Origin of the sequence: Flavobacterium branchiophilum FL-15 (assembly GCF_000253275.1) — a bacterium.
Taxonomy (GTDB): Bacteria; Bacteroidota; Bacteroidia; order Flavobacteriales; family Flavobacteriaceae; genus Flavobacterium; species Flavobacterium branchiophilum.
Map to the genome: position 1 here is coordinate 3,339,157 of NC_016001.1, position 12,640 is coordinate 3,351,796.

The following is a 12,640-nucleotide window of genomic DNA, read 5'->3' on the forward strand; positions in this document are numbered from 1 at the left end:
TATGACAGAAGAATTATTAAAAAAATTATCAAATTATATCATTCCGAATGAATCTATAAATTTAGCTGGTATGCCTGCAAATGATGATGAAATAAAAGATGCGGAAAAACAATTAAATATAAAATTTCATGATGATTATATAAGTTTTATAAAAAAATTTGGCGGAGCATATGCTGGAATACCCATATACGCTTTTACAAATAATGAAATGTTGTCAACTGATAGTATTGTAGATTTAACCAATAGTTTTAGAGAAGATTATGCGGATGATTATAGAAGTAAAATAATTAAAGAAAGTTATGTTATTTCATTTGATGGTTCTGGAAATCCAATACTAATTAACAAAAAAGGAGAAGTAATTATTTTTTATCATGACAATAATGAATATAAGATACTTTCAGGTTCTTTATCAAAACTATTAGAAGATATTCTTGATGGGAAAATGGAAAATGAATTCTAACCCTGCTCCGCAAAGAGTTCCTGTAAAAAGCTCCGCAAATGTCTCCTGACTTTGCGGAATTTCTTTTGGTAACGAAACCTTAGACAGAAGAATTTGGAAAAACTACCGCCAAACCACCACCCACTGGCATTGGGACGGCAACGTACCATTGCATGAATGGAAAGGCTTTGTTAGTAAAGACGCCCTCTCCGAAAACCTCATAACGTGGATATTTGAGGAAGACAGTTTTAGCCCAATAGCAAAATTGCGTGGCGAGAAAAAATACAGTATCTTAGCCGACCATTTGGGCACACCAATAGAAATGTACCAAGATGACGGTTCTTTGTTTTGGAGTAGAGAAATTAATGCCAATGGTAAACTAATAAAAGGCGATAATAATAGTTGCCCTTTCTTATTTCAAGGGCAGTATTTTGATGCAGAAATTGAACTTGCTTACAACCGTTTTCGTTACTATGATGTTGAAGATGGTAGGTACATAAGCCAAGACCCAATTGGGTTAATGGGGGGAATGATTTTTTATGGGTATGTAGATGATGTAAATACTTTTATTGATGTATTTGGATTAAGTGCATATATAGGTAAAAAAAGAGGTCCAAAAACTAAAGATGATGGTGGACCCCACAATGATAAAATAGGTGATATTGCTAAAAAATTGCAAGATGATGGTTGGGTAATTGAAGCAGGAGGTAATGTGAAACCAGAAATTTTAGTTAAAACAGGAGGTAAAAAAGATAGAAGACCAGATATAATTGCCAAGAAAGAAGGAAAAACAAAGGTAATAAATGTAGGGAAAAATGATTCTAAAGGAAATCCTGTGCCTCGAGAAATTGATGCAAAAGCAGATTTAGAAAAAGTTTATGGACAAGGCAATGTAGATTTTGTACCTTATAATTAATTTAAATATGAAAAAAGTAAACATTCAATTTTATTCAACAATAGATGAAAATATATTGTTTATTAAAAATTTATTCGAGTTAAATGAATATAAAATTCTGTTAAGAATTGATGAGCCTAAATTAAATATTATTATAACATCTGAAAATATAGAGAATATAAAAGAATTACTGTTTGAAAATAATTTAAAATACTGGAGTACGGAAGTATATTTTTCAAAAAGTAAATTCAATATAGATCAGCCCTTTAATGTTTTTTCAGATTTTAATACAAATTCAATGTTTTTAAAGATTGGCAAACAAGATAATACCTCTTTAGAAGAAAGTTGGCTTGCAACATCGTTAAAATTTGATGATGAAGAATTACTAAAAAGATTTGTAAAAATTGGCAACGAATTAAAAAAGAATACTTCTTGTGGAGGATATTATAATGAAGGTAATTGGAAAAAAGGTAAATTTGATAAATTAATTAGATATACTGAAGGTGCTTTAAAGTTCAATCAACAAGGAGGGTTAGTCTATCAGTTTAATCCAAAAATAAATTTTATTTTAGAAAAATAAATTTAGTTTTAAAGAAGACGAATGGAACTATGAGTCGAACTCCGCAGGACTTTTAGAAAAAGTATATAGACCAGATGGTGCCGTAGTTTCTTTTGGATATGACGCATTAGGAAGAAGAATATGGAAAAACTACCGACAAACCACCACCAATTGGGTTTGGGACGGCAACGTACCACTACACGAATGGAAAGGCTTTGTTAGTAAATACCCGCTCTCCGAAAACCTCATAACTTGGATTTTTGAAGAAGATTCATTTTCTCCAATTGCCAAATTGCGTGGCGAAAAAAAATACAGTATCTTAGCCGACCATTTGGGTACACCCATAGAAGCTTATGCAGATGATGGAAATTTAATTTGGAGCAGAGAACTTAACAGCAACGGAAAAGTTTTAAAAGAAACAGGAATACAAAACTTTTGCCCATTTTTATACCAAGGACAATCATTTGACAACGAGATAGAACTTGCTTATAATAGATTTAGATATTATGATGTAGAGGATGGAAGGTATATTTCTCAAGACCCGATTGGGTTATTGAGTGGAGAATTTGGGTTTTATAATTATGTGCATGATACGAATGGGTGGATTGATAGCTTAGGATTAGAGGGTACTTATAGAGTTCGACATTATACAAATAAAAAAGGTCGAGATGGAATAGAGAAAGATAATCTTATTGTAGCTAAAGACCAAAATAAAGTATTTACAGTAAAAGCTAAAGGAAGAATGTCTAAAGGAAGTTCCAAAGATCTAGAAAGTAAGCTTGGTATAAAACCTGGAAAAGCAAAAAATTATGTGGAATTTGATGTAAAACCTGAAGAAGTCACCATTATTGACAACCCAATTACAGGAGCAACCGAACATGTTTTAAACGGTGATGTTTCATTAGAAGGAAGAAATCCAATTTTTAAATAACCTAAATTTATGAAAGATAAAGAACTGATAAGATTGTATAGATTACTCGAAAATTTAAATACTTTTTTTCATCAACCAATGAATTTTAATGACAAAGATGTTGTTATGGATTTTGCAAAAAAAAACTATCCAGAGATAAAAGATTTTTATTATAATATTGTTTGGGAACTTCTTACAGAAGAATTTAAGAAAGAAGTTGAGAATGAATAAATCACTTATTGTACATTAGTAACCTTTGGTTATGACGCATTAGGCAGAAGAATTTTTAAACATTATAAAAAAAATTTACTAATTTTGTTTGGGATGGAAACGTACCTTTACATGAATACAAAAGTTTTCAAACGCAAGATGCTCTAACTCCCCCTTCGGGGGTTGGGGGGCTTATAACTTGGATTTTTGAAGAAGATTCATTTTCTCCGATAGCCAAATTGCGTGGAAACAAAAAATACAGTATCTTAGCCGACCATTTAGGTACACCCATTGAAATGTACCAAGATGACGGTTCTTTGTTTTGGGAAAGACAACTAAACGCCAACGGAAAAACTATAAAAGAAACCCAACAAGGAAGTTGCCCTTTCTTATTTCAAGGGCAATATTATGATACTGAAATTGAGTTAGCATATAATAGGTTTAGGTATTATGATGTAGAAGATGGAAGATATATTTCTCAGGATCCAATTGGGTTGTTGAGTGGGGTGTTAAATTTTTATAGTTACATTGATAATCCGAACGATGAAATAGACCCATTAGGTTTAGTAGGTTTAAATACGACAGGGCAATATGTTTATGGTTTATATGATGCGGGTGCAACAGAACCTTATTACATTGGAATTACGAATGACCCTGCATTGAGAGAGGCACAACATCGAGGAACTGAAAGATTATCTGAAACTGGTGAATTGAGAGTTTTGGTTGGACAGGACGGAAATCTTACTTACGCACAAGCTAGAGCACATGAGCAAGATTTGATAGAAACTCATAAAACTAAAACTGCAAAAAGAGGTGAGAAAATTTCTTCTAAAAACAGAGGAAATAAAAACAATTCTTTTAATAAGAATCGAAAAGATAAAAGAGGCAAAGCATTTAAAAAAGCTTATAACGATATTCAAAAAAAGAAAAAACATAAAACAGGGTATAAAAAATGACAAAAACAACAAAATTAAAAGAAGGTGAGATATACGCTATTCCATTATTTCTTTCAGAGGTGCCAAGTTTGAAAAGAATTCTAAAAAAAGAATTTGAAAACAGAGGTAAAGAGTTCGCCTTTTGTAGAATTATAGCTGATAAACAAGGGGGTGGTTATTTTATTGAAGTTTTTGATTTAATAGGCGATTTAAATCAAAGTATGGAAAGTATAATTTCTGCTAATAGATTGTTTGAACCCATTGCCATATCAGGTTTAGCAATGATTAAAAATCGATGGAGAAAATTGTACACCCAAGATTTTTATGATAAAGAAAAAGATTCTAAGTATTCAGAAATTAAATTAGTGTTAGGAACAAATGACGATTTAAAGTTATTTCAAAATGGCAAAGAAACCCCTATTTCAGAAATTGAAGCTACCAAGTACGAGTTTTGGAAAATTTGGGGATCATCTCAATTAGAAAAACGAATTATTGAAGAATTAAATAAACACTAAACTCACCTAGCTCCGCAAAGAGTTCCTATAAAAAGCTCCGCAAATGTCTCCTGACTTTGCGGAATTTCTTTTGGTAACGAAACCTTAGACAGAAGAATTTGGAAAAATTACAAACAAACCACAACCCACTGGCATTGGGACGGCAACGTACCATTGCACGAGTGGAAAGGCTTTGTTAGTAAAGACCCACTCTCCGAAAACCTCATAACGTGGGTATTTGAGGAAGACAGTTTTAGCCCAATAGCAAAATTGCGTGGTGAAAAAAAATACAGTATCTTAGCCGACCATTTGGGCACACCAATAGAAATGTACCAAGATGACGGTTCTTTGTTTTGGAGTAGAGAAATTAATGCCAATGGTAAACTAATAAAAGGCGATAATAATAGTTGCCCTTTCTTGTTTCAAGGACAATATTTTGATGCAGAAATTGAACTTGCTTACAACCGTTTTAGGTATTATGATGTTGAAGATGGCAGATACATAAGCCAAGACCCGATAGGGCTTTTGAGTGGGGAGTTTGGGTTTTATAATTATGTGGAGGATACAAATGACTGGTTAGATGTTTATGGTTTAAGCAGTAATGCTTATGTAAAAAATGGAGTACTTAAAATTAAAAATAAGTTTGCTAAAAATTCAGCAGAAAGTAAACAATTAAAGAAATTTGTTAAAGAATGGAATAAACAAATAAAGAAAAATGGAGGTTCTATGACACGACAATCAGTAAGTAAAAAAGACAGAAGAAAAGCGAGTTATGAAGCAAAGAAAGAAAAAGTTAACAATCCATCATTATATCAAAACGGCGAAGTTGCTGGTCATATTAGTGATGTAGGCTGGGGTGGTAACGCAACGGGGCCTTTTATGCCTCTTGATTCATCTGTCAACTCTTATGTTGGTGGTCTAACACAAGGTGTTAATACAGGTACATCTTATACTTCAGTAGTATTATTTTAATAAATAAACATTATGTCAATAAAAAGTAAATTAAAGTTAATAATCAAAGAATTAAAGGAAGAAAGCATTATTTATCCAAAAGAGGAAAAAGATCAAATTCCTACTTTTGAAAAAGGTATTTATAAAAATTTTTCTCCAATGTTAAAGGTAAGGTTTGAGATTTTGGGAGCATGGGAAGATTCTACCCATGGAGATTGGTTAAGTTTATCAGAGATGGAAAATCTTTGGAATGAAAACATAAGTGATGATAGATTGAGAGATATTAAAAATAATTTAATATCAAACCAAAACAATTGGGATAATGATGCTTTATCACTCTTTAAAGATAATCGAATTTCAATATTTGCTGCATCAGCTTACACTAATGAAAGAGTATATCTTGTATGGCTAGATGCTGTATTAGAACCTGAGATTTGGGTTTATGATACAAATGGCTTTTCTAGATTTCAAAATTTAGAAAAGTATTTAGATGCTTATATAGATGATGAAGTTGTTATAACGGAATTTCCTTTAGAATATTTAAATACTTAAAAAGGCAGTTGGCACTACAAATACAACCACCAAGGTTTTCTAACTACAAAATACAAAAAAGTAGGCAGAATATTTGTAATAAAAGAAGACGAATGGAACTATGAGTGGAACTCTGCAGGATTATTAGAAAAAGTATATAGACCCGATGGTGCGATTGTGAAATTTGGTTACGATGCTTTAGGCAGAAGAATTTTTAAGCATTATAAACAAACTTTTACTAATTTTGTTTGGGATGGAAATGTGCCTTTACATGAGTTTAAAACTTTTACAAGTAAAGATGCTCTTTCAAATAATGTAATTACGTGGTTATTTGAAGAAGACAGCTTTAGCCCAATTGCGAAAATAAAAAACGATAAACATTATAGCATTGTAAACGACCATTTAGGTACACCCTACGAAAGCTACGATGACAAAGGCGATTTAGTTTGGAGCAGAGAACTTAACAGCAACGGCAAAGTATTAAAAGAAACAGGTATAGCCAACTTTTGCCCATTTTTATATCAAGGACAATCATTTGACAACGAGATAGAACTTGCTTATAATAGATTTAGATATTACGATGTAGAGGATGGCAGGTATATAAGCCAAGACCCGATTGGGTTACTCTCTGGAGAGTTTGGGTTTTATAATTATGTTGAAGATACTAATCGGTGGATAGACATCTTTGGGCTGACTAAAAGTTATACTCGTAGAGAAAAAACTGAAGGTGATATTGATTTCAAAAAAAGAAGATCTGCTAGAAGAGAGGCTATGAGAAGACAAGGTATCTCAACAAGTCAGTATTCGAGAAGTATTATAACTAGAGATTCTAAAGATAAAAGGTTTATGACAGAATCATTATATGATTCTCATGGAAATAAAATTGGAGAATTATCACTTCATCAAGACGGACACTACTTCGATGATACAAAAACATTTGAAAAACCACATTATCATGACAAAAATGGTGCTCATATAAATTTTGATAAAGGGAAAGTAAGAAGTACTAATCCGAATAAAAGTCCTATTGGCATTTAGATTATGGAACTAATAAAGGAAATTGAGGCTCAAGGATATTTTGTTTCTTACCATGATGTAACAAAATTTAAAGAATTTTATAGTGAATTTTTATTATGGGGATTTTTCAAGTTTTCAGAGTATAAAAAAACAAAAAATTATTTAATCAATCCTAAAATTATTAAAAACAAAAGTGCTTTTTTAAATATTGGATTTGAATTTAACAATGTTATTAAAAACAATATAGAGATTAATTCTGATATTTTATTTTATGATTCTGTTGAATTAAATGTTAACAGTATTAATAATTTTTTTAACATAAATATTTATTCATATAATATAGGTATATTATTGAAAAACGATAATGATATTGATTGGAATCAATATAAACTCATTTTTGAAAAGATATTAAAATACTATTATTTGAATACAAATCTAAAAGAATTACAAAATATGTATATAAAAAATTTCATTAGTTTAGGATTTGATATTCCCTTTTTTGTTAAAAATTTAAAAGAAGAGTACAAAGTTGTATTAGTTTCAAGTAAACCAATAAAGCATACTACAGAGATAGATTTCAATGATTTTGATAGAATTTTAAATTATTTTGATGTTCCAGCCTATGAATTAAGCTATTTTTACAAGTATCCATAACACCGTTAAACCCAGCTTCGCAAAGGTGTGCTGTGAAAAGCTCCGCAAATGTATCCTGACTTTGCGGGATTTTTTTAATAGTTTAATTTAACGAGAGGTAAACTTATTAAGAAGTGTCAAATACAACAACGGAAATTTCAAATACAACGATAAAAATGCCAAATCCACTAATGAAAAAAGCAAATACTTAAACCAAACCATCAAAAAATTGAATTTTTTAATAACTCTTTTTAGTTTCTTTATAAGTTTTGTCGCCACCGCAACAAACACCACCACTTTTGCCTACGACCAAATGGGCTTAGAAATACAACGCCTCCTACCAGGGCAAGTGCAACAAACCACCACCCGAGATGCCCTTGGCAGACCCACCGAGCAACTCACAGGGCACGCCAGCAAACGCCAACGCAGCCGAAAATACAACTGGACCACCAGCAACCGCCTAACCCAAATTATAGACAGCACCACAGGCACCACCAACTTTGAATACAACAAAGAAGGTTACCTCACGCAAGCCAAATATGCCGATGGCAGCACCACCAACCGCTACCCCGATGCAAAAGGCAACCTCTATGAAGATGCCAACCTCAAAGACCGAGAATATACACATGGCGGCAAACTAGTAAAAAAAGGCAGTTGGCACTACAAATACAACCACCAAGGTTTTCTAACTACAAAATACAAAAAAGTAGGCAGAATATTTGTAATAAAAGAAGACGAATGGAACTATGAGTGGAACTCCGCAGGACTATTAGAAAAAGTATATAGACCAGATGGTGCCGTAGTTTCTTTTGGCTACGATGCATTAGGCAGAAGAATTTTTAAGCATTATAAAAAAACTTTTACTAATTTTGTTTGGGATGGAAACGTACCTTTACATGAATACAAAAGTTTTCAAACGCAAGATGCTCTAACTCCCCCTTCGGGGGTTGGGGGGGCTTATAACGTGGTTGTTTGAAGAAGACAGCTTCTCTTCAATTGCCAAATTGCGTGGCGAGAAAAAATACAGTATTTTAGCAGACCATTTGGGTACACCTATAGAAGCTTACGCAGATGATGGTAACCTAGTATGGGAACGCTCTTTGAATGCCAACGGCAAAGTTTTAAAAGAAACAGGCATAGCCAACTTTTGCCCATTTTTATACCAAGGACAATCATTTGACAATGAGATAGAACTTGCATATAATAGGTTTAGATATTATGATGTTGAAGATGGAAGATATATTTCTCAAGATCCGATTGGGTTATTGAGTGGAGAATTTGGGTTTTATAATTATGTGCATGATACGAATGGGTGGATTGATAGCTTAGGATTAGAGGGTACTTATAGAGTTCGACATTATACAAATAAAAAAGGTCGAGATGGAATAGAGAAAGATAATCTTATTGTAGCTAAAGACCAAAATAAAGTATTTACAGTAAAAGCTAAAGGAAGAATGTCTAAAGGAAGTTCCAAAGATCTAGAAAGTAAGCTTGGTATAAAACCTGGAAAAGCAAAAAATTATGTGGAATTTGATGTAAAACCTGAAGAAGTCACCATTATTGACAACCCAATTACAGGAGCAACCGAACATGTTTTAAACGGTGATGTTTCATTAGAAGGAAGAAATCCAATTTTTAAATAACCTAAATTTATGAAAGATAAAGAACTGATAAGATTGTATAGATTACTCGAAAATTTAAATACTTTTTTTCATCAACCAATGAATTTTAATGACAAAGATGTTGTTATGGATTTTGCAAAAAAAAACTATCCAGAGATAAAAGATTTTTATTATAATATTGTTTGGGAACTTCTTACAGAAGAATTTAAGAAAGAAGTTGAGAATGAATAAATCACTTATTGTACATTAGTAACCTTTGGTTATGACGCATTAGGCAGAAGAATTTTTAAACATTATAAAAAAACTTTTACTAATTTTGTTTGGGATGGAAACGTACCTTTACATGAATACAAAAGTTTTCAAACGCAAGATGCTCTAACTCCCCCTTCGGGGGTTGGGGGGCTTATAACGTGGTTGTTTGAAGAAGATTCATTTTCACCAATAGCCAAATTGCGTGGCGAAAAAAAATACAGTATCTTAGCCGACCATTTAGGTACACCTATAGAAGGCTATGACGATACAGGAAACCTAGTTTGGGAACGCTCTTTGAATGCGAATGGTAAAACCATAAAAGAAACTGGCATACAAAACTTTTGTCCTTTCCTATACCAAGGACAATCATTTGACAACGAGATAGAACTTGCTTATAATAGATTTAGATATTATGATGTTGAAGATGGCAGGTACATAAGTCAGGACCCGATAGGACTGCTGGGTGGTTTACTCTTTTATGGATATGTGCATGATAGTAATTGTTGGATAGACGTTTTTGGATTAAGTGGTGCACAAGGGGATTTAGGTATTCATGGAACTTTAAAAAATATTACAGGAGGAGGACAGTCACATCATTTAAATCAGAATGCGGCATTTAAAGATGTTATTCCGCCAAATGATGGAGCAGCAATAAAATTAGAAGGAAACGCATTCAAAGACATAAATAGTGCTCACTATAAAGCACATGAAAATATGGAAAGCTTTTGGGATCAGTATAGAAAGGGAGGGGTTTTAGAAGGTAAGAAACCAACAAACTTGGAATACACAAAAGCTTTAAAAAGTTCTTTAAAAGCTGCTGGTCTTTCTGATGCGCAGATTAATAAAGCTTTAAGACATGCAATTAAAAACAGAATTAAATTTGGTCTTTTAGGAGGCGATAAGGTTCCTAAGATTCCTAGAAAAATTTATCAAAAGAAATAATTTAAATATATTTTAAGCAAAATGAAAAGTATTGAAGAAACCATAGACGAAGTATTTTCCAATAAACTTTTTTATAATATTGGAAACACAATTGATTCTATAAATATAAAAACAGAAAGTTATGAAAAATTTATTAAATCAATAAAATCTTTGAATTGGGAAAATACAAATCTTGATGGATTTAATGAATTATATAATTTTATTCATAATAGAAAAATAAAAGAGTATGAAAATTGGGATAGATATGTTGATATTATAAAAGAAAAAAGGGTTGTTTTAAATGAGTTAATTAAATTTAACGAAGAAGAGGTTTTAATTGATATAAAATATAATTTTTTATTTATTATTTTATATAAATATTACTCACAGTTCAATAAAAAAATCCCAGACTACTTTGATAAGCTTTATCAAGTTTATTTGTTTGGAAATATTCCTTGTAATTTTAAATATTTTGAAAAAGAAAATATAAATAAAGGGGTTTTTTATTATTGGTAATCTAATTTAGCAAGATTTCTGTCATCCCAGCCCCTGACGGTGCCGTAGTAAAATTCACCTACGATGCTTTAGGACGCCGCCTAACCAAAACCTACAAACAAACAACCACAAATTGGGTTTGGGACGGCAACGTACCACTACACGAGTGGAAAGGATTTGTTAGTAAAGATGCACTTTCCGAAAATTTGATAACTTGGATATTTGAAGAAGACAGTTTTAGCCCAATAGCAAAAATTAAAAACAACAAACATTTTAGCATAGTAAACGACCATTTAGGTACGCCAATTGAAGGCTATGACGATACAGGAGCTTTAATATGGGAAAGACAATTAAATGCAAATGGCAAAATTATTACCCAAAAAGGAATTGAGAATTTTTGCCCATTTTTATACCAAGGACAATCATTTGACAACGAGATAGAACTTGCTTATAACCGTTTTCGTTACTATGATGTTGAAGATGGCAGATACATAAGCCAAGACCCGATTGGGCTGGACTCAGGAGAGTTTGGGTTTTATAATTATGTGGAGGATACATGCAATATTATTGATGTTTTTGGATTAAGTTCAACTGTTTTAAATACCAATTTAGGAGGAGTAACTGGTGATGGAATGCAAGCTCATCATCTTATACCTGAACAAACATGGGGTAATAATAGCACTTTTTTAAATAATATAGGTTTATCAGGACAACGTGATGCCGCTTCAAATGGTGTTTTATTACACGATAGTGAAATTGGATCACAAAGTGCAGGAAAAGCCATTTGGCATAGAGGGAGTCATGCAAATTATAGCGATATGGTAAACCAAAGAATTAGAAGCATAGAAGCACGTCATAGAGTTCATGGTGATGATGCGAGAGCAAGGGCAGAAATTGCTGATTTACAGAGAAGATTAAGAAGAGCACTGTCAAGAAATTCTAAAGGCAAACATTATAGAGTAAGTTAATAATTTAAAAAAATATAAAATGAATGATTTATTTATTTGGTATAATACAATACCAAGAACACCAAAAGGTTTTCCACTTTTAGAAGATAGATGGTTAAGAGAAAAATATTATCCTAGTAAAAATCAAGAAGAAATGGATTATAAATGGATGAAATACAACCCATTAAAAGACGCTTTCCCTCCAAAAGGAGATTTAAAATTGCCAGATGAACTTTTTTTTATCGTTCAAAAGCAGAAAGAATTATTGTTTGATTTTATGAATTATCATTTTAATTTATTTATAGTATCAGATGTGTTTTTAAAATTAATTCAAGAATATAGATTAGATTTAAAATATGAAATTTCTAAATTAAAAATTGTTCATAAAAATGAAAAAGAATTAAAATGTGATAAAGATTATTACGCTTTAAGAGTTTCTACACATGATGATGATTTGTTCGATTATGTTGAAGATGGAAAAAAAAGAGCTTCTGGAGCAAGAGATTTCTTTCTTTATCCTAATTTAAAATTAAAACCAGATGTTCAAGATAAAGGAATATATTTTCTAAATGAATTTTGCTATCATCAAACAATTGTTGTAAATGAAGAATTAAAAAAAACAATAATCAAAAATTTTTATTCCCCAGAACTTTATAAATTAGAAGATTTCGCACAGGTCTATAATAATTCTTACAAATTGGAATTAATGCCAGAAAATATAAGATAACAAAGCTTTGGGTAATGTATCAAACGTGTGGTTTTTGGAAAAACAAAACTCACATTAAACGATATCATAAATTAAGAATAAAAAATATAGAAAGAAATGGTA

At 31.6% G+C, this 12,640-nt stretch carries 17 protein-coding genes and 2 pseudogenes; all 19 read left to right on the top strand.

The genetic code is table 11. The features are described from left to right. Window position 1: 1 nt before the first annotated feature. Window positions 2–460 carry an SMI1/KNR4 family protein gene (locus FBFL15_RS14585; protein ID WP_014085292.1) on the top strand — a complete coding sequence of 153 codons (459 nt, stop codon included), beginning with the start codon at window positions 2–4 and terminating at the stop codon, window positions 458–460. Between the two features lie 148 nt (window positions 461–608). Next, complete coding sequence (locus tag FBFL15_RS15915) at window positions 609–1,355, top strand: RHS repeat domain-containing protein (RefSeq protein ID WP_050881322.1); 747 nt, start codon at window positions 609–611, stop codon at window positions 1,353–1,355. A 7-nt stretch (window positions 1,356–1,362) separates the two neighbouring features. After that, window positions 1,363–1,914, top strand: coding sequence for a hypothetical protein (locus tag FBFL15_RS14595; RefSeq protein ID WP_014085293.1), 552 nt, complete (start codon window positions 1,363–1,365; stop codon window positions 1,912–1,914). Between the two features lie 22 nt (window positions 1,915–1,936). Next, window positions 1,937–2,503: pseudogene (locus FBFL15_RS17275) on the top strand (RHS repeat domain-containing protein); the annotation flags it as partial. Then, window positions 2,477–2,824 (top strand): HYD1 signature containing ADP-ribosyltransferase family protein, encoded by a 348-nt coding sequence (locus tag FBFL15_RS17280; RefSeq protein ID WP_231847514.1) that lies wholly within the window; start codon window positions 2,477–2,479, stop codon window positions 2,822–2,824. The pseudogene FBFL15_RS17275 and the gene FBFL15_RS17280, both read left to right, overlap by 27 nt. Before the next feature lie 9 nt (window positions 2,825–2,833). Then, window positions 2,834–3,034 carry a hypothetical protein gene (locus FBFL15_RS14605; RefSeq protein ID WP_014085294.1) on the top strand — a complete coding sequence of 67 codons (201 nt, stop codon included), beginning with the start codon at window positions 2,834–2,836 and terminating at the stop codon, window positions 3,032–3,034. A 218-nt stretch (window positions 3,035–3,252) separates the two neighbouring features. Continuing rightward, window positions 3,253–3,969 carry an RHS repeat domain-containing protein gene (locus FBFL15_RS14610; RefSeq protein WP_050881324.1) on the top strand — a complete coding sequence of 239 codons (717 nt, stop codon included), beginning with the start codon at window positions 3,253–3,255 and terminating at the stop codon, window positions 3,967–3,969. Further along, a complete protein-coding gene (locus FBFL15_RS14615; RefSeq protein WP_014085295.1) occupies window positions 3,966–4,463 on the top strand; it encodes an immunity 26/phosphotriesterase HocA family protein in 498 nt (165 codons plus the stop codon). The genes FBFL15_RS14610 and FBFL15_RS14615 overlap by 4 nt, the downstream gene beginning before the upstream one ends. A 153-nt stretch (window positions 4,464–4,616) precedes the next feature. After that, window positions 4,617–5,414, top strand: a complete 798-nt coding sequence (locus FBFL15_RS14620; protein WP_050881325.1) for an RHS repeat domain-containing protein — start codon at window positions 4,617–4,619, stop codon at window positions 5,412–5,414. Window positions 5,415–5,426: 12 nt separating this feature from the next. Then, complete coding sequence (locus tag FBFL15_RS14625; protein WP_014085296.1) at window positions 5,427–5,945, top strand: hypothetical protein; 519 nt, start codon at window positions 5,427–5,429, stop codon at window positions 5,943–5,945. A gap of 15 nt (window positions 5,946–5,960) precedes the next feature. Continuing rightward, window positions 5,961–6,962: pseudogene (locus tag FBFL15_RS17035) on the top strand (RHS repeat domain-containing protein); the annotation flags it as partial. A gap of 3 nt (window positions 6,963–6,965) precedes the next feature. After that, on the top strand, window positions 6,966–7,595 hold the full coding sequence (locus FBFL15_RS14635; protein ID WP_014085297.1) for a hypothetical protein: 630 nt from the start codon (window positions 6,966–6,968) through the stop codon (window positions 7,593–7,595). Window positions 7,596–7,803: 208 nt separating this feature from the next. Continuing rightward, window positions 7,804–8,550, top strand: coding sequence for an RHS repeat domain-containing protein (locus FBFL15_RS14640; RefSeq protein ID WP_148267938.1), 747 nt, complete (start codon window positions 7,804–7,806; stop codon window positions 8,548–8,550). Then, the gene (locus FBFL15_RS17095) at window positions 8,543–9,217 is read left to right on the top strand and encodes an HYD1 signature containing ADP-ribosyltransferase family protein (protein WP_050881326.1); all 675 of its coding nucleotides are present in this window, start codon (window positions 8,543–8,545) and stop codon (window positions 9,215–9,217) included. The genes FBFL15_RS14640 and FBFL15_RS17095 overlap by 8 nt, the downstream gene beginning before the upstream one ends. A 9-nt stretch (window positions 9,218–9,226) precedes the next feature. Beyond that, window positions 9,227–9,427 carry a hypothetical protein gene (locus FBFL15_RS14650; RefSeq protein ID WP_014085294.1) on the top strand — a complete coding sequence of 67 codons (201 nt, stop codon included), beginning with the start codon at window positions 9,227–9,229 and terminating at the stop codon, window positions 9,425–9,427. Beyond that, the gene (locus FBFL15_RS17045; RefSeq protein ID WP_083839280.1) at window positions 9,428–10,390 is read left to right on the top strand and encodes an RHS repeat-associated core domain-containing protein; all 963 of its coding nucleotides are present in this window, start codon (window positions 9,428–9,430) and stop codon (window positions 10,388–10,390) included. It begins immediately after the preceding gene. A 21-nt stretch (window positions 10,391–10,411) separates the two neighbouring features. After that, a complete protein-coding gene (locus FBFL15_RS14665) occupies window positions 10,412–10,885 on the top strand; it encodes a hypothetical protein (RefSeq protein ID WP_014085298.1) in 474 nt (157 codons plus the stop codon). 23 nt (window positions 10,886–10,908) lie between these two features. Beyond that, window positions 10,909–11,832, top strand: a complete 924-nt coding sequence (locus FBFL15_RS17100) for an RHS repeat domain-containing protein (protein WP_476729677.1) — start codon at window positions 10,909–10,911, stop codon at window positions 11,830–11,832. Between the two features lie 19 nt (window positions 11,833–11,851). Further along, the gene (locus FBFL15_RS14675; protein ID WP_014085299.1) at window positions 11,852–12,538 is read left to right on the top strand and encodes an Imm43 family immunity protein; all 687 of its coding nucleotides are present in this window, start codon (window positions 11,852–11,854) and stop codon (window positions 12,536–12,538) included. The last annotated feature ends 102 nt before the right edge of the window (window positions 12,539–12,640 follow it).

Coding starts and splice junctions, on each gene's coding strand:
- FBFL15_RS14585 (WP_014085292.1), top strand. CDS start 2: ATGACAGAAGAATTATTAAAAAAATTATCAAATTATATCATTCCGAAT.
- FBFL15_RS14595 (WP_014085293.1), top strand. CDS start 1,363: ATGAAAAAAGTAAACATTCAATTTTATTCAACAATAGATGAAAATATA.
- FBFL15_RS14605 (WP_014085294.1), top strand. CDS start 2,834: ATGAAAGATAAAGAACTGATAAGATTGTATAGATTACTCGAAAATTTA.
- FBFL15_RS14615 (WP_014085295.1), top strand. CDS start 3,966: ATGACAAAAACAACAAAATTAAAAGAAGGTGAGATATACGCTATTCCA.
- FBFL15_RS14625 (WP_014085296.1), top strand. CDS start 5,427: ATGTCAATAAAAAGTAAATTAAAGTTAATAATCAAAGAATTAAAGGAA.
- FBFL15_RS14635 (WP_014085297.1), top strand. CDS start 6,966: ATGGAACTAATAAAGGAAATTGAGGCTCAAGGATATTTTGTTTCTTAC.
- FBFL15_RS14650 (WP_014085294.1), top strand. CDS start 9,227: ATGAAAGATAAAGAACTGATAAGATTGTATAGATTACTCGAAAATTTA.
- FBFL15_RS14665 (WP_014085298.1), top strand. CDS start 10,412: ATGAAAAGTATTGAAGAAACCATAGACGAAGTATTTTCCAATAAACTT.
- FBFL15_RS14675 (WP_014085299.1), top strand. CDS start 11,852: ATGAATGATTTATTTATTTGGTATAATACAATACCAAGAACACCAAAA.